This window comes from Alkalihalobacterium sp. TH-98 (assembly GCF_057473385.1).
Map to the genome: position 1 here is coordinate 1 of NZ_JBYCKM010000011.1, position 16,623 is coordinate 16,623.

Annotated in this window: 19 protein-coding genes and 1 pseudogene; 19 read left to right on the plus strand and 1 reads right to left on the minus strand. The window is 37.5% G+C overall.

The window, feature by feature from the left end; genetic code table 11:
• Nucleotides 1–313: 313 nt before the first annotated feature.
• The 16 genes and pseudogenes from AC2VNP_RS05325 to AC2VNP_RS05400 all read left to right on the plus strand — a co-directional run bounded on the left by AC2VNP_RS05325 (nt 314) and on the right by AC2VNP_RS05400 (nt 11,456).
• A complete protein-coding gene (locus tag AC2VNP_RS05325; RefSeq protein ID WP_486916356.1) occupies nt 314–874 on the plus strand; it encodes a GNAT family N-acetyltransferase in 561 nt (186 codons plus the stop codon).
• Nucleotides 875–925: 51 nt separating this feature from the next.
• Nucleotides 926–1,465 carry a DUF1572 family protein gene (locus AC2VNP_RS05330; protein ID WP_486916357.1) on the plus strand — a complete coding sequence of 180 codons (540 nt, stop codon included), beginning with the start codon at nt 926–928 and terminating at the stop codon, nt 1,463–1,465.
• Nucleotides 1,466–1,557: 92 nt separating this feature from the next.
• Nucleotides 1,558–1,689: a hypothetical protein gene (locus tag AC2VNP_RS05335; RefSeq protein ID WP_486916358.1), complete on the plus strand. Its 132-nt coding sequence runs from the start codon at nt 1,558–1,560 to the stop codon at nt 1,687–1,689.
• Nucleotides 1,658–1,915, plus strand: a complete 258-nt coding sequence (locus tag AC2VNP_RS05340) for a DUF4440 domain-containing protein (RefSeq protein WP_486916359.1) — start codon at nt 1,658–1,660, stop codon at nt 1,913–1,915. The genes AC2VNP_RS05335 and AC2VNP_RS05340 overlap by 32 nt, the downstream gene beginning before the upstream one ends.
• Nucleotides 1,916–2,432: 517 nt before the next feature.
• Entirely contained in the window at nt 2,433–3,359 is a 927-nt protein-coding gene (locus AC2VNP_RS05345; RefSeq protein ID WP_486916360.1) for an ABC transporter ATP-binding protein, read from the plus strand.
• A gap of 37 nt (nt 3,360–3,396) precedes the next feature.
• The gene (locus AC2VNP_RS05350) at nt 3,397–4,599 is read left to right on the plus strand and encodes an ABC transporter permease (protein ID WP_486916361.1); all 1,203 of its coding nucleotides are present in this window, start codon (nt 3,397–3,399) and stop codon (nt 4,597–4,599) included.
• A gap of 145 nt (nt 4,600–4,744) precedes the next feature.
• Nucleotides 4,745–5,125 carry a hypothetical protein gene (locus AC2VNP_RS05355; protein WP_486916362.1) on the plus strand — a complete coding sequence of 127 codons (381 nt, stop codon included), beginning with the start codon at nt 4,745–4,747 and terminating at the stop codon, nt 5,123–5,125.
• Between the two features lie 153 nt (nt 5,126–5,278).
• Nucleotides 5,279–5,650 (plus strand): DUF3221 domain-containing protein, encoded by a 372-nt coding sequence (locus AC2VNP_RS05360; protein WP_486916363.1) that lies wholly within the window; start codon nt 5,279–5,281, stop codon nt 5,648–5,650.
• A gap of 114 nt (nt 5,651–5,764) precedes the next feature.
• The gene (locus tag AC2VNP_RS05365; protein WP_486916364.1) at nt 5,765–6,187 is read left to right on the plus strand and encodes a DUF3139 domain-containing protein; all 423 of its coding nucleotides are present in this window, start codon (nt 5,765–5,767) and stop codon (nt 6,185–6,187) included.
• Between the two features lie 105 nt (nt 6,188–6,292).
• On the plus strand, nt 6,293–6,958 hold the full coding sequence (locus AC2VNP_RS05370) for a hypothetical protein (protein ID WP_486916365.1): 666 nt from the start codon (nt 6,293–6,295) through the stop codon (nt 6,956–6,958).
• A gap of 249 nt (nt 6,959–7,207) precedes the next feature.
• On the plus strand, nt 7,208–8,074 hold the full coding sequence (locus AC2VNP_RS05375) for an alpha/beta fold hydrolase (protein WP_486916366.1): 867 nt from the start codon (nt 7,208–7,210) through the stop codon (nt 8,072–8,074).
• Between the two features lie 149 nt (nt 8,075–8,223).
• Complete coding sequence (locus tag AC2VNP_RS05380) at nt 8,224–8,700, plus strand: DUF4825 domain-containing protein (protein ID WP_486916367.1); 477 nt, start codon at nt 8,224–8,226, stop codon at nt 8,698–8,700.
• A gap of 262 nt (nt 8,701–8,962) precedes the next feature.
• Entirely contained in the window at nt 8,963–9,664 is a 702-nt protein-coding gene (locus tag AC2VNP_RS05385) for a DUF421 domain-containing protein (RefSeq protein WP_486916368.1), read from the plus strand.
• Between the two features lie 210 nt (nt 9,665–9,874).
• A pseudogene (locus AC2VNP_RS05390) lies at nt 9,875–9,961 on the plus strand (YjcZ family sporulation protein); the annotation flags it as partial.
• A gap of 245 nt (nt 9,962–10,206) precedes the next feature.
• Complete coding sequence (locus AC2VNP_RS05395; protein ID WP_486916369.1) at nt 10,207–10,689, plus strand: hypothetical protein; 483 nt, start codon at nt 10,207–10,209, stop codon at nt 10,687–10,689.
• A 77-nt stretch (nt 10,690–10,766) separates the two neighbouring features.
• Entirely contained in the window at nt 10,767–11,456 is a 690-nt protein-coding gene (locus AC2VNP_RS05400; protein ID WP_486916370.1) for an SDR family oxidoreductase, read from the plus strand.
• 117 nt (nt 11,457–11,573) lie between these two features.
• Here the strand turns inward: AC2VNP_RS05400 and AC2VNP_RS05405 are convergent, their stop codons facing one another.
• Nucleotides 11,574–12,071, minus strand: coding sequence for a CBO0543 family protein (locus tag AC2VNP_RS05405; protein WP_486916371.1), 498 nt, complete (start codon nt 12,069–12,071; stop codon nt 11,574–11,576).
• A gap of 288 nt (nt 12,072–12,359) precedes the next feature.
• On the opposite strand from AC2VNP_RS05405, the gene AC2VNP_RS05410 reads away from it, so the two are divergent.
• From AC2VNP_RS05410 to AC2VNP_RS05420, 3 genes are all read left to right on the plus strand, one after another.
• Complete coding sequence (locus AC2VNP_RS05410) at nt 12,360–13,778, plus strand: Na+/H+ antiporter NhaC family protein (RefSeq protein ID WP_486916372.1); 1,419 nt, start codon at nt 12,360–12,362, stop codon at nt 13,776–13,778.
• Between the two features lie 706 nt (nt 13,779–14,484).
• Nucleotides 14,485–14,646, plus strand: a complete 162-nt coding sequence (locus AC2VNP_RS05415) for a hypothetical protein (RefSeq protein ID WP_486916373.1) — start codon at nt 14,485–14,487, stop codon at nt 14,644–14,646.
• A gap of 356 nt (nt 14,647–15,002) precedes the next feature.
• Nucleotides 15,003–16,508 (plus strand): malate:quinone oxidoreductase, encoded by a 1,506-nt coding sequence (locus AC2VNP_RS05420; protein WP_486916418.1) that lies wholly within the window; start codon nt 15,003–15,005, stop codon nt 16,506–16,508.
• Nucleotides 16,509–16,623 lie beyond the last annotated feature (115 nt).

The following is a 16,623-nucleotide window of genomic DNA, read 5'->3' on the forward strand; positions in this document are numbered from 1 at the left end:
ATAAAGGCCTCTCAGTCCGTTCCGACCGTGAAATGAAGGGATTTGTCACAAATAGCGTCCTCTCAGTCCGCTTAGCAATAGTGATACTGGAATGATAAGGGTGCGCGGCGTGGATCAGCGCCGCTGTCACCTCTAGAAATAGTAAATGCAGAATTCCGCACTCATTAAGAATAAAACTAAACTGGTTAGAGCTTTTCTGCAACGGAAGCAGGGAAGCTTTTGTTTTAATATAGAGCAGTAAATTTAATATCAAAGGTAACTATTTTTTGTAGCCTATGGTAAGATACAAAAAATACCATTTGGGAGGAAGAGTATGTTTTTACATAGAGTTGATGATCTCATTTCTTTAAAAATATTAGAATTGAGGGATGCCGAGAGAATTTTTGAATTAACAGATAGATCAAGAGACTATTTACGAGAGTGGCTTCCTTGGTTGGATATGACAAAAAGCGTTCAGGATACTGAAGGATTTATTCGAATGTCTTTGAAGGGGTTTGCTGAAGGGAAAAGCTTGAATACAACTATTTTATTCAATGGCGAAATTGTGGGTATAGCAGGTTTTAATACAATAAATCAGTCTAATAAAACGGCTCAAATTGGTTATTGGATTGGTCAAGAATACCAAGGAAGCGGAATTATTACTAAAGTATCAAAGACGTTGACCGATTATGCTTTTAATCAATTAGGAATAAATAAAGTTGAAATTAGAGTTGCCGTTGAAAATAAGAAAAGCAGGGCCGTTCCAGAGAGGATAGGCTTTAAAAACGAAGGCTGCATCAGACAATCCGAATGGTTATATGACCATTATGTAGATCATATTGTGTACGGTATGTTGGCTGAAGAGTGGAATGAAAAGTTGAAGAACAAGGTTTGAATTTTAATAGTAAAGTGGCAAGGGGTTTCGGTTATTATAGGGGGAATATAGATGGAAATTGGAAAAGAATATTTGAAGGTTGTCATTGAAAGGTTTAAGAGTGTAAAACGTCTTGGAGATAAAACAATAAATCAATTGTCTGAAGAGGAAATACATTGGAGTTATAATTCTGAGTCAAATAGCATTGCAATCATCGTAAAACACATGAGCGGCAATATGATTTCAAGATGGACAGACTTTTTACATTCAGATGGAGAAAAGGAATTTAGAAACCGAGATGAAGAATTCATAGATAATATACACTCCATTTCAGAATTACATGAGGTTTGGGAACAAGGTTGGAACGTCTTAATGGAGACACTTACTAGTTTAAATGAACTTGATTTATTAAAAAAAATAGATATTCGTGGAGAAAGTCATTTAGTTATAGAGGCAATTGAAAGACAGATGGCACATTACGCCTATCATGTCGGTCAAATAGTTTATATCGGTAAACAATTAAGGAATACGAACTGGGAAAGTCTGAGTATTCCAAAAGGGAAATCTCAAGAATATTTAAAGGAAATGTTTGAGAAAAAACAAGAGAGATAGGCACCGTTTTGAAGTTTACAAAGAGATTACATCAACTGAAATTAAGATCTTGTAAAAATAAGAATAAAAGAAAATAGATTGGGGGGAGTTTGGTGGAACATCTATCACTTAAAGAACAAATTCTAGATCTGGAAAAACAATTAATGAATTATGATTATAACGAACTATATGAGCATCTAGCAGATGACTTTATTGAATACGGAAGTTTCAGGAAACATCTTTGATAAAAATGCACAGCTTGATGCAGCTAGAGAAGATCCAACTGTAACAAATTCTATAACATATACAGTAACTGATTTTAGTATAAAAATATTAGCCTCAGATGTTGTTTTAGCAACGTATCGCTCATTAAGACACAATGACAATAAATTGGTATTACGAAGTTCGATTTGGAAGAATACGCAGGGAACATGGCAAATGATATTTCACCAAGGAACACCTACTAAATAATGAGCTTTGTTGTAGTTGAAATTATGAATAAGTCTACTAGATTTATGACAATGGTGAAGCATTAAATTACATAGCAGGTTGAAGAAGCTCTTGCGACCGAAATGGAGAGATTGAAGAAGAGTGGAATAGGGTTGCTGGATTGAATAATTAAAGACGACTTTTCCCTTGCAGGATTGCTTATTTGCTAATCTAATTGCAATTAAGCGTTGTTGATGATCAATACGCATATTTTATTTACCGCGAGCCTAATTATGTGTTTTGGGACTCGCCTTTTTCAGTTAGATTGACTGCTTTTATCATAGCCTCATACAGTTTTTATTTCGTGGAAACAGCAAGGACTAAGAGTTCCCGTGTGAGGAAGAAGTTCGGTTGAAGATGGGAGTTGGTAAGGTGTTTTGTACGCCTGAAAGAAGGAATGGAATTGAAACAAAGCGCATTCCTCGTTTCATTTGAAACCTTTTGTCCATTTATTACGTAGTTGTATATGAATCTATAAAAATAGAAAGGGGTCGGGAAAGTGGAAGCGATGATTTCAGTGAACAAGATCGGAAAATATTTTAAGGACAAGAAAGTTCTTCACGAAATTTCGTTTGACGTACATAAGGGAGAGATTATGGCGATCCTTGGGCCAAATGGTGCAGGGAAATCAACGACGATTCGAAATATTATGGGGATTATGTATCCGGATGAGGGAGATATTTCATTTCGCCAGCATCAGGGTGTTCCACGGAATAAAATTGGTTATTTACCTGAAGAACGAGGATTATATAAAAATGTAAAGGTCATGGATATCCTTTTATATTTGGCCGATCTAAAAGATTACCCGCTAAAAAAAGCCAAGCAGCGCGCATTAGAATACTTGAAAAAATTTGATCTTGAAGGAAAAGAGGATGTGTTAGTAGAAGAGCTTTCAAAAGGGATGGGGCAAAAGGTACAATTTATTGCTTCAATCCTTCATGAGCCTGAACTCTTAATTTTAGATGAGCCATTCTCAGGATTGGACCCGGTAAGTCAGGAGTTATTTAAAGACGAAATTCGTCAATTAGCCAAACAAGGAACGGCGATCTTATTATCATCCCATCAAATGAATTTAGTAGAAGAAATGGCCGATCGGTTGTTTATGATTTATAAAGGGCAAAAAGTCATCTATGGCACGATGGATGAGGTGAAAATGGAGTATGCTAACTTCAAATGTACGATTAGAGGTCATAATGAGCGTTCGGTGTTAGAAGGGCTACCAGATGTGGAACGGATTAAGCAAAGTGATAATACGTCGATTCTCTATTTATCTAAAAATGTTCATCCAGCAACGTGGCTAAAAAACTTACCAGATGACGTGTCTATTCAAGAATTAATCTTTGATCGAATTACACTTCATGAAATCTTTATTGATGTGGCCAATGGGAAAAATTTAATGATGGAGGCAGGTGAGATGGATGCATAACACGTGGAAGGTTGCTAGATGGGAGATCAAAAGAAACATGAAAAATAAAACCTATTTAATTGGGTTATTATCTACTCCGATTATTTTTATTGCCTTTATGTTTTTAGGGAGCTTATTTGGTAGTTCAAGTACATACGATGAAAGAATGACTCATGTTTTGGTCAATGATCAAGTGGGAATTTTCACTGAACTAGAAGCAGTAGCAAGTGAGAGTGAATTAAATTGGGACATGGCTCAAACGGACGTGAAAGAAGCAGAGGTGTTAGAGGAATTAACGAATAGAGAAGACACGGCCTTTATATTTATTAATGAACAAGGAATTAATGAAGGTGTGGTCTCTGTTTATACGAGTGAAGAAATCGATGTATTCTTTCATAATCAGCTTCAAGTTTTAGCCGCGCCAATTCAAGCTAAACAATTGGAAACGCTAGATTTGTCTGTAGAAGAGTTAGCCCCTTTTTTACGTGGTGTCACATTTATGGATGAAACGATTGCGGAAGAAGAATTCGGAGCAACGGAAGGCGAAGAACTAGGAGCCGCTGATAGTGGGAATTTCATTGAACGGCTCGTGCCTGGAGCATTTGCTGGATTTATCATGATTTCCATCGTATTTACAGGTATGGCGATTTTCCAAAGTGCCTCTCAGGAGAAGAAGGATAAACTGGCTGAGATTATTTTATCCTCTTTAACACCTTCTGAATTAATGCAAGGAAAAATTGTAGGCTATTTCGTCTTAGGTGTCATTCAGTCCATCGTTTCAATTATTGTTATCCTACCATTCTTAATTGGAAGATTTGATTTACCAATACTAGAATATTTATTCGTACCGGAATTAGTGGTGTTACTTACGGTTGCGGTACTTGGCTTCTTGTTGTTTGCTGCCATTTTTGTAGGAATTGGCGCGACGATGGAAGACATTGGGACAGCAGGCAATTTCCAAGGGATGGTTATGATGTTGCCATTTTCACCGGCGATCTTTATTGGTCCTATTCTAAACGACCCGAGTGGCTTATTTGCTCAAATTGGTAGCTACATCCCTTTTACTAGCCCTGGGGTACTCATTCTGCGCTTGACTTTATTAGAAGAGTGGCCATGGATAGAAGTAATCATCGCCATTGTAATTTTAATTTTGAGTGTTTGGTTCTTTATGAAGCTAGCAGGAAAAATCTTCAAAGTCGGTATTTTACTGTACGGCAAAAATGCAACGCCAGGCGAAATTATTAAATGGTTGCGTGTATAGTATTAAATCATGGCTTCAAAGCGCTGAGGAAAAGGAACTGTCAAAAGCAGTTCTCCTTTTCTTTTATGCAATAGGGGTCAGGTGCGTTATTTTTTCGAGTACCGTTTGTTATTAAGGTTATAGTTGTTCTTTAGGAGGTGTTTGAATGAAAATCCTTGAAAAGGTTATAACAGCGATACTTTCTGGAATAGTATTTTCATTAGGTTTAGCGTTCTTGAACAGTTCGATGGAGTATTTTATAGTCTACTTGATGTTTTCTGGATCTATTTTTTTAACTGTTGGTATTCTTTTTTCAATACTAGCCGATGTTATCTTAAAAAACACTAAAGCAAACAAGTATCTACTTTCCCTTGTCATATATGGGATTGGAGGGGTTATTGTTAATATTCTCTTTTATATAGAACTCTATAATGAAGGGTTTGTAGTTGAAACTCTTAGTATGATGTTACTTGGTATAATAGCCTCTTTATTATTTTTACATATATTGCTAGTTACAAAGAAGATTTTAAAGCATCTAGTTGGTTAAAAGCAAAATCCTTTTTTCAGTAAGGCTGCGATCGTCCAAGATGATCATCGTTTCTTTTTGTTGAAGTTATTGGGAGCAGAATACTGGAACAGTAGCAGTAATGCTTTTCTTGAAATATTGAAGTAAAGTAGTTGTAGAAAAGGAGGGGGTTATTTGAGGAAAATTCTACCTTTCTTGTTATTAGTTACTTTGTTAATGATGGGATGGAGTGACGGTACAGATATTGAAAATACAAATAATAATGGAAATAAAGAGGAAATTTCGAATACAAATAATTCCTTATTCGGTATATCCGATGATAAAGTCCTCAGTGGAGAGGTTATCAAAAAAAGCAGGAAAGAAATTACTCTAGAAATAACCAGCGATTCCATTATTTCTGCTGGTACAATCATGGTTATCGTTGAAGATAAAAGTATGTTGGCTGACATAACAAAAGGACAGAAAGTGAACGTGTGGTATGACTATATTAGAGAGTCCAACCCTCCACAAACTAGAGGATTAAAAATTGAAAGGAATAATTCGTAACTCTTTTATTCAACAAAGTTCCATAGCTTTATAAAAGGCAATCGCTGTTCTACTAACGAAGCAGGTCCTTTAATAGCTTAAATGGTTCGTGATGAAAAAAGAAGGGGGATTGGCTTGTTTACTAAAAAGAATGTTGTAATCATAATTTTAACCATTTTCTTCTTGGGAATGGTCTCGATTCCTTTTGCATTTATTTATGTCCTTAATAATGGGAATCCTTATCACAAGTACCTTGTAAATAAATATATTCCTTCACATTTAGAAGAAATGGGTTATAGTGACGAGGATATATTGAAACAATCGTATATGGAAACAAAACATACTATTAATAATAGTGTGTATCATGGTCATTACAAAGTGATTTTCAAAGATGAACCTCAATTGGAATACCTGTATGGGGTGACAAAAAGAGGGAAAAATGTTGTACAATTTTATGAAAAAGAAACATTGATTACGAGTAATACATATGCAGAAATGACGACAGAAAAAACCAATCACAGTGAAAAAAGTTGTATAGGCTATTTAGATAACAGATAAAACTATGATATTCAAGTAACGGGCAGATTAGTTGAGGAGCTGTTGCAAATGGCAGTTCCTATTGTTATAGCAAGAGGATAAATACTAAAGTTGGTGATTATGTCTATGTCAGAATGGCTGCAAGGCGGTCCTTTTCTTGAAGTAAGTTTTTTAATGGAGATAAGAGAAGATAAGAAGAAACTCATTAATTCAGTATTGAACAATCTATCATTTCTCCCAGAAAAGATCGAAATAGTGGATGAGAATATAGTTGAAAAGCTAGATGAATTTCTTAAAGGGGAACCGTATGATGAGGCTGACCCCGAAACACCAATTATGCACTCATTAAAAACACATTTGTACGTTCATCTAACTAGAAGACGAAAAGCAACCTTGCAAATAGAAAAAGTTTCTTCTAATAGTCTATTGGTGAATTTTTGGTTCTATGGCTCAACCTCTGATGCTAAGGAATGGGGACAAATTGGTATTAACGAAGAGGAATATGTAGATTTTACAAACCTGCTTATCCATTTATTTTCGGTTTATCGTTTTAAAGTTGGCGGGATTGGGGTTGAGGTAAATGTCCTTGATTTATTTAATTGCACTGAAACGTATCCAAACGAGTGTTACCGATTTGAAAACATGTTACCTAACCATGTCCTACAAAATAGTTCCCATTTCATACAACTGATCTGGAATGAAAATTACAAAAAACTAAGCAATATCCGATTTAATTATAGGAGACTTAATGACGAAGGCGTTCTGATTTATTTAAGCAGTTTTACAGATTAGTATGTTAAGCTAAGCCAGGCGAGCAGTCACCAAGACTTATGCCTTAACTAATGAGATGAATAATAAGCTGTACTTGTCCTTGTTGTGTATATAAGACATTAAATGAGGAGCCAACAGGATCTTTTTAGCATTCTCGTCTATCTTTCTCACAAATTCAATATAATCCTCAGGGCACGATATGCTAATAAAGTTTTATTTGTGCAGTATGAAACGTAACGCCGAGCCCATCCTATAGATAGGAGGGACTTGATGATGAAAAACATAGATTTTCGTTTTATACAAACAAATGGTATTTCCTTACATATAGCTGTTGCAGGTCCAGTGGAAGGTCCTCTCGTTATTCTGCTACACGGTTTTCCTGAGTTTTGGTATGGATGGAAGAAGCAAATCAGTACATTGGCAGAAGCGGGCTATCGTGTCATTGTTCCTGATCAGCGGGGCTATAATTTAAGCGAGAAGCCGACGAACGTGGAGGAGTATACGATCGATAAACTAAGGGATGATGTGATGGGCTTGATCGAGTTTTTTGGCAGTGAAAAGGCTACGATCATCGGCCATGACTGGGGAGCCTTAGTGGCATGGCATTTAGCATCAACACGGGCGTCCTACGTGGAAAAGGTCATCCCAATCAATGTACCTCATCCGGCTGTATTTATGAGGAATGTGGTGAAGCACCCGACCCAGATGTTTCGGAGTTCTTACATTTTATTTTTTCAAACACCGAAGATTCCGGAAAAGCTTCTATCGGCTAACCACTATAAGGCTATGAAAAATATGATGCGTATCTCCTCTAATACCGGGGCTTTCACACACGAGGATCTTCAGCAATACGAAGCTGCGTGGTCCAAACGAAATGCCTTGACGAGTATGCTCAATTGGTACCGAGCAATGAGAGCGGGCACTATGGGACAAATATCGAATGAAGCAGTGACAGTACCTGTTCGAATGATTTGGGGAAGAAAAGATCACTTCTTATCATTAATGCTTGCAAAAGAAAGTATGAAACTGTGCAGAGACGGTAAATTGACAATGGTTCAAGAAGCGACGCACTGGATTCACCATGAACAGCCAGACGTACTAAACAAGCTAATATTGAATGCAATAAATGAGGCCTAACAAAGCATGGGGAACTGTCTCCATGCTTCATTTTTATTATAGATTTATAAATGTGGATATTTTAGGTATTTGAATATAAAAGTAATCTCTTTTCAAAGCTCTTCCAATATAATTGAGGTAAAGATCGAGATAAAAAGGGGGAGATAAATATGAAAAAAAAGATTAAGTTTCTGTTGTTTTCACTAATGGTTATGCTTTTATTAAGTGGGTGTAGTTCAAATGCTACAGATACGAATGAAGATATTTTTCAATATAAAAATTCGTTTGTCGGTGATAACAATGCAGTTGGAAACATTGCTAATCAGTTACCTGCAGCAGGGTATTTAAACGGTTTTGAACTGAAAACTGGCGAAGAACCGTATGGAATAATTCTGAATTATGATGGCTTAGATTCAGACCAAGAGTACCGAGAAACTGTTATACACAATGCAACTTTTTTATTTACGTTAGTACAAAATGTCGATTGGATCACATTTAATTCGGATATAGACGAATATACAATTACGAAAGAACAACTGGAAGAGTGGTATGGTAAAGAATTAAGTGAAATCCAAAACGAAGATGAACTAAGAGAACTGATAGAAGAAAACTTAGAAGACACAAATAAAATGAATCACTTATTCTAGAACGGAGAGCGTTAATTCAGTAGAATTAACGCTTTTCTGTTGGAATTTTAGTAATTGAACCTTTAAGTCATAAAGGGCAAACTGTTTTTGAGGTTTTTGCAACCTGGGAGCAAGGGAATGCCAGTTATTCTTTTTTATTAGATATTGAATAGGTGGTATCTGATGAAAAAGAACAAGTGATGAGAGCGTTGGTCATTTAAAGTGTATAATTTAAAGTCGTTCGGTTATCCTTCTGATAGAGTAACGATAAGGCGGTAAAAAAATGACTATACTTGAGATGGTTATCCGAACGACAGTTGGTTTCATTATTCTTTATATTCTTTGTCGTCTTCTTAATAAAAAGCTCATTGCGCAAATGACTTTTTTTGATTTTGTTGCTGGCATTACGATCGGTTCCGTCGTCGCGAGCTCCATGTTAATGAAAGATGTTCCCGTTTTAATTGGGATGGTTGGTTTAATCTTATTCTGCTTTTATACCTTTTTAAGCAGTGTAGGGGCCATTAAATCTTTTCTTGGCAGGAAAGTGTTAGAGGATGAGCCGACGTACTTAATCAAAAATGGGGAGATTTATGAAGAGGGACTAAAAAAAGTGAGACTTACGGTGGACGCGCTGCTAACGGGTTTGCGAAAGCAAGGCTTTTTTTACATTGATCAAGTGGAGACGGCCTATCTAGAAACAGATGGAACGATTACGGCTTTGGCCAAACCTCCTTATTTAAATGCGATGCAAAAAGACGTACTAAATATACAAGTAAGTCGTGGAGTTTCACAAGCTTTTATAATTGATGGGAATGTGTTATCCAGTAGTTTAAAGCTGCTAGGAAAGGACATGACGTGGGTTCGCCAGGTTTTACAAACTTATAATGTAGCCAATGTAGAAGACGTTTTCTTTGCACAAATAGACGAACTGGGGAATGTATACATTGATGTGAGGGATGATCTGCCTAATAAAGATCAAAAATAAAGGTCGAATAGGACGGTAAAAAGGGAAAGTGAGCACTTTGTAGTACACATCTTAAAACAACTTCTCCATTGCTCAAAGTAGGATGGGCTTACCACATAGCCAGAAATTACAATAAAATTTTGTACCCAATCTTGAGCAAAAGCCTAAACAATCGGGCATTTGTTTACATACTCTAGGAGGGAAAGTTAATAAAAAAGGAGTTGTTAAAGAATGGGTGCAGTAGCTGGATATGGTGGTGGCTTTGCTTTATTGGTCGTATTATTTATCCTAATCATTATTATCGGGGCAAGTTGGGTTGGAGCCGGTAAAGGAGTAGGATATGGTGCAGCACCAGGAATGGGCTATGGAGTTGGCGGATTTTACTAATTAGTCAAAGGCTAGGCATTCAATAAAAAAGTAAGGGGAGAAAAGCACTCAAGGCAGAGTGCTTTTTTTCTCTTGTGTCTATAGTTATCCACTAGCCACGTTTATATAGGGATTGCTTAAAGTTAAACGAAAAGGAAAATTGTGTTAAAATGGATGGGACATAGGGGGCATATAAAATGAAAACTATGATGTTACTTCTACTTTGTAGTAGTTTCCTAATTTCAGCATGTAGCGGCCAGGAAAAAACAGCGGTGACTGAAGTTTTGGATCGAGACTTTGAAGCACTGCTCATTAGTAAAATTTATGAGGTTGAATCACCTTTTCAGGAAGGAGCAACAGCTGCAGTTGATGAAATAATTGAAGAGCCAAAACGAATAAATGCTGTTAAAAAGATCCTAAGTGACGTCCCGTTTGAACCCATTGCAAAAGAGCAAGTCGTTGAAGAAGAACTACATGTACGTTCTGAGTATACTGTCATTTTTATTGAAGACCTGTCGGCTTCCGCCGGTCCAGTCGATACGGGATTTTGGATTTCTGAAGAAGGGTTTATCGTAAATCCGACTCGGGAAGAAACGTATTATATTCATCGTGATGTTGGTCGGTTATTTGAAGAAATTTTAGAAGTGTTAGAAGTGGAATTGGTTGTTCCGTCTGAATAGGTTTAAATCATTACACATCTAGGTCTCGGCCCATGAAATTACATAACTATTAAAATTTTTAAAGGAGTGCTGTATATATGCTGAAAAATCAAACGGCGATTGTAACTGGTGGAACGAGAGGGATTGGAGCAGGCATCGTGAAGCTGCTTTTAACCGAAGGAGTTAGAACCATTGTATTGGCGAAAAACGAAGAGTCAATCACTAACCTCAAAGAAACAATGGGTGATCTAGGAGAATTAGAGGTTTATCAATGTGATATTACTTCAAGCGAACAAGTGGCAGCAGTCGTTGAAAAAGTTGATGAAAAGTATGGCCGAATTGATACGTTAGTGAATAATGCCGGTGTCGGGGTGTGGAAGCCATTTGAAGAAATGACGGAAGAAGATTGGGATAGCCAATTAGATACGAATTTAAAAGGGGCTTTTTTATGCAGCCAAGCGGTTTATAAAAAGATGATAGAGGGCGGAGGTGGACAGATTGTCAATATTGCATCTGATCTTGCCTACAATACGACCGAAAAGGCGTCCGCCTATTGCGCAAGTAAATGGGGGCTGCTCGGTTTGTCTCATACGATGAATAAAGAAGGAAAGAAACATGGTATCCGTGTAACAACGGTTTCGCCCGGTTTAGTTCAAACGGATTTTGGCGGGGTGCCTGCAGCGAAAAAGACATCCGGCTTAACCGTGGAAACGGTAGCCGAACAAGTCGTATCAGTCATTAAAACGGGGAAAGATGCGGGGCAAGTAGAGGTTATCATTAGGCCGTAAATGAGTGCTGTCATAGGGTGTAGCAGTGATTCTATGTAATGGGGTTAATCTCAATAAAAAGTTTGTTTATGCTGCTAATTCAGCATTAAACTACGAAAGGCGAGTGTGTAACTCGCCTTATGCCTTGTTATTTGAATCTGCGATGTCCATTAGTTTTACAGTTGTACGAATCGTAAATTTAGCGGCAGCTATTGTAATCAAAGAATGAATACCTGTCCACCCTTTACTATACTTAATCAGTTTCGTATTTCTTTCAAAAAATACTTCTAATATGGCTTGAGGCATAGCAAAGAGCCAAACTTTCCAAAAAGCCCTTATCCAATTATCTTTTAAAGTATTTCTACAATACCAAATAGTTATCGTTGAACATAAAAAATAATCATAAATGATGCTGCTTTTAAAAATGGATGGAAACAGCCTAACTGGATATTTTAAAATACCCTTTGAAGCTAAAGTTGGGGCTATAAATGTGTTGGCATAGGAATTAAGAAAAAAACACAATAACCACTTTCTATATTCTTTACCAATGATTGATATGGGAGTAATGACAAGAACAAGAGCAACTAAAATTTTTAAGATGTTTTTTTCAAGTGTATTGAACATACGACCATCCATTCTTTGAATTAATAATGTGAAGAACATTCTTCTGCTTTTTATTGTTTGCGCTTGCAAATGGATTTATGTATTTGGATTGTACATAAAAGTATTTGGTCTGATATCATTAAAAGCATTCAAAAATCTTAGGAACAAGTCGTTTTAAAAAACCTTTAGAAGCGCGGTGACTCCAATTGAGTGATCGCTTTTTAAATTTTATAATTAAGTATAATATTCCATCTCCATCACACAATAGTTAGACCAATAACTATGGTATAGAAACAATAATGACTGAAGCAGGTGATCGAGATGGATACAAGCTGGTTTTCAATTATACCGTTTTTAGTCGTCATTCCGGTAGCAATCTACACCAAACAAGTACTACCAGCCTTATTCTTAGGTTTATTAGTTGGATCCTATCTAATGGAACCTACGATTATCGGCGGTATTCAAACATTATTCGTTTACGTGGTACAAGCACTCATTGATCCCAATAATATTAAAATTATTGTGTTTCTTTATGCGTTCTCCGGCTTAGTTGGAATGATTAAGATGACAGGTGGAATTCGAGGTTTTGTAGAAAAAGCTGCTGAAAGAATCCAAACGCGGAAACAAGCGTTACTTTTAACGTATGTGTCTACGATTGGTACGTTTGCAGCGCCGACTTTTCGCTTTGTCACGATTGCGCCGATCATGAGGGCGTTACTGAAAAAAATAAAAATGACAACAGCAGAGCTTGGGTTTGTCATTGAGACGACGGCAACTCCAGTTATCGTCTTAATTCCTGTCGCTACAGCGTTTGTCGGTTATATGGTGTCCATTATCCAGATTGCAACTGAAAATCAAGGAGTGAATGTTGATCCTTACTCGTTATTCATTCAAAGTATTCCGTTTAATTTCTTTTCCATTGTCACGATACTCTTAGGGATTTACTTGAGCTTTTTTCACCATTCAAAAAAGAAATCAGACGCACCAACACAAATTGATGAAAAAGCAGCAGATGACAATAATGATGATTGGCATGATTGTCACCCGGCGGTGGCCAATGAGTTACCGATCAAACCGATGAATTTACTGATACCTTTAGTACTAGTGATCAGTCTAACGTTATTTCTCACGTGGTGGGATGGCTCTCAAAAAGGCTATGACTTCTTTGAAGCTTTTATTAAAGCAGAAGTACTGGATGCGATGGTGATCGCGCTCCTTATTACTGTATTAGTGTCGATGGCCTTTTACTTACTGCAACGATTTAAGTTGGACCGGCTGATCGCTGGCTTTATGGAAGGCGGCAATGAATTAATGTCGGTCATTTTGTTATTATCCGTTGTCTGGGGGCTGTCTTCGATTACGGATGACTTAGGATTTTCAGCTTTTGTAACGGCTCATTCGGGGTGGATCCCGCAAATGTTTATTGCACCACTCATCTTTATTTTTGGAGCTGCCGTTTCGTATTTTATCGGTTCGGCTTGGGGGACATGGGGGATCTTAATGCCTCTAGGAATTTCACTTGCGATTGTAGGAGATGTTTCATTGCCTTTAGTCGTAGGTGCGGTGTTCGCTAGTGGTGCGTTCGGCGCATTTGCCTCACCACTAAGTGATGATACGAATACGATCGCCAAAATCTTGAACCTCTCCGTTATTGAATATGCCAAATACAAGTTGAAGCCGGCTTTGATTGCTGCGGCCATTACCGTTGTCCTTTATTCGGTCGTTACTTTTCTGTATTAGGCGCTTCTTTGCAGCCTGAAGCTTTTGTGGGACAGTCCTACCTAAGATTAATGTGGTGGGACTTTCTCGCAGGCTAAGGGATGTTCACCCTTCGGAGCTTTGGCACTGTTGAGTGTGATTGATTAGCGGATTTCCCTTTAGTCCACACCAAAGCGGGAGAATGGCTGACCGGATCTCCTAATATCTTCCTCTATCGCACACGAAAACGAGTGATTTATTGACGGTTTCTCCTAATATCTTCCTCTACTGCACACGAAAGCGAGTGATTCATTGACGGTTTCTCCTAATATCTTCCTCTGCTGCACACGAAAGCAAGTGATACGTTGACGAGTTCTCCTAATAATTTCCTCTACCGCACACGAAAGCGAGTGATACGTTGACGAGTTCTCCTAATAATTTCCTCTACCGCACACGAAAGCAAGTGATGCATTGACGAGTTCTCCTAGTATTTTCCTCTCTCGCACACTAAAGCAAGCCAATCGTTGACAGGTTCTCCTAAATCTTTCCTCCAATGCACACGAAAGCGAGGGAATGAATAATAGCTTCTCCTAATTTTATCTCCAGAGTACTTCAATCCGTCCGATTAATTTAGTATTAATCTTAATTTCCACTCCAGATGCACCCATCCATGTTGTTCAGTTGCATAAATTAAGATATCGTAAGTAGTGTATCTTTAACGAACTAATCTGCAATGGGAGGGATCTAGATGAGGTGCGGCGCAAAATGCTTTCTTGTTGAGATCGAGCTGAGGGGAGAAACACAAATAAAGTCAGTCATGGCGAGAACCCCGGTGGACGCAAGAAAAACCATTCGAAGTGAATACGGAAAAGAGACTGTGATCTTATCGGTGATCGAAGAGAAGAAGTAGGACAGGCTTAAAATTTTGTTGTAAGCGCTATAAAACATGCATGATCAGAAAGGTGTAACGAGAATACAAGGGAAAGTGAAGTTCTCAAAAAAATTGCGTCCAGGTTGTATTTTGTATAGCTAAAAATCATATTGGAACTTATAATTGACTATGATGAGAATGTAGAGAGTTCTCACTATAACTAGATTGTAAAAAATTTATAATTATCATATAATAGTAGATATTTGACTCAATAAAAAGTATGCAGCATGAGAATGGTTATGACGAGACAGAAAAGGTGTGTGACTAGGTCGCACTTTGCTGGTGTGACAGCCTTACACCTTTTCTACAAATTCTAGGGGAAAAGGTTGGTAAAAATGACGACAAATGGGGAAATCAAAACAGACGTTATTTTAATTGGCGCCGGTATTATGAGTGCGACTTTAGGTACACTATTAAAAGAGTTGGTACCGGAATGGGAAATTACAGTTTTAGAGAAATTGGATAAAGCTGGAGAGGAAAGCTCAAACGAATGGAATAACGCAGGTACGGGACATGCGGCACTGTGCGAGCTGAATTATACAGCTGAAAAGCCGGATGGAACTGTGGATATTAGTAAAGCGATTAATATCAACGAACAGTTTCAAGTTTCAATGCAATTTTGGTCTTATCTTGTAAAAAATAAATTGATTACTAATCCAGAAGACTTTATTATGCGGTTACCGCATATGAGTATGGTCCAAGGAGAAGATAATGTAAAGTTTTTAAAAAATCGTTTTCAAGCGCTTTCAAAAAACCCTTTATTTGATGGTATGGAATACTCCGAAGATCCAAAAAAACTAATGGAATGGATTCCGTTGATTATGCAAGGTCGTACATCGAATGAGCCTATTGCTGCAACTAAAATTGACTCAGGAACGGATGTTAATTTCGGTGCGTTAACACGCATGTTAATTAATCACTTAGAAAGCAAAAATGTTAATATCAACTACAAACACACGGTTGAGGATATTAAACGTAATAGTGAAGGCTTATGGGAAGTAAAAGTACATGACCATAGCATCGGTGAAATCTATCGCTACACTTCAAAATTCGTCTTTATCGGCGGAGGCGGTGGAAGCCTTCATTTACTACAAAAATCGGGTATACCAGAAGGAAGAAATATTGGTGGTTTCCCGGTAAGTGGAATTTTTATGGCTTGTAAAAATCCGGATGTTATTGAGCAGCATCATGCAAAAGTATACGGTAAAGCGAAAGTAGGAGCTCCACCAATGTCTGTTCCGCATCTGGATACAAGATATATCGATAATAAAAAAGCGTTACTATTTGGGCCGTTTGCTGGTTTCTCACCAAAGTTCTTAAAAACAGGTTCAATGTTCGATTTAGTAACGTCCGTAAAACCGAATAATGTCTTAACGATGTTAGCGGCAGGCGCAAAAGAAATGTCATTGACAAAGTATTTAATTCAACAAGTGATGCTGTCAAAAGAACAACGTATGGAAGAGTTACGTGAATTTATCCCGAACGCTAAAAGTGAGGATTGGGAATTAGTCGTAGCAGGCCAACGTGTTCAAGTCATTAAAGATACGGAAGCAGGCGGAATGGGTACGCTTCAATTTGGAACTGAAGTTATTACGGCTTCGGATGGCTCAATTGCTGCATTACTAGGAGCTTCACCAGGTGCGTCTACTGCTGTACACGTAATGCTTGAAGTTATGCAAAAATGCTTCCCAGAGCAAATCAACGAGTGGGAACCAAAAATTAAAGAGATGATCCCTTCTTATGGCGTCTCTCTCATGAATAATCCAAAGTTACTAAAAGAAATCCATAAATCAACGGCGGAAATTCTGGGTTTAGCCGAAAAAGAGCTAATCTTAAATTAAGATTACGCTCAAGGGATAAAAGTAATGTACTCATAGATTGAGAGTACATCATAAATACCGAATTTCAAATTAGAAACTGAACCTTTGATCTTCTTTAGATCGAAGGTTCTTTTTT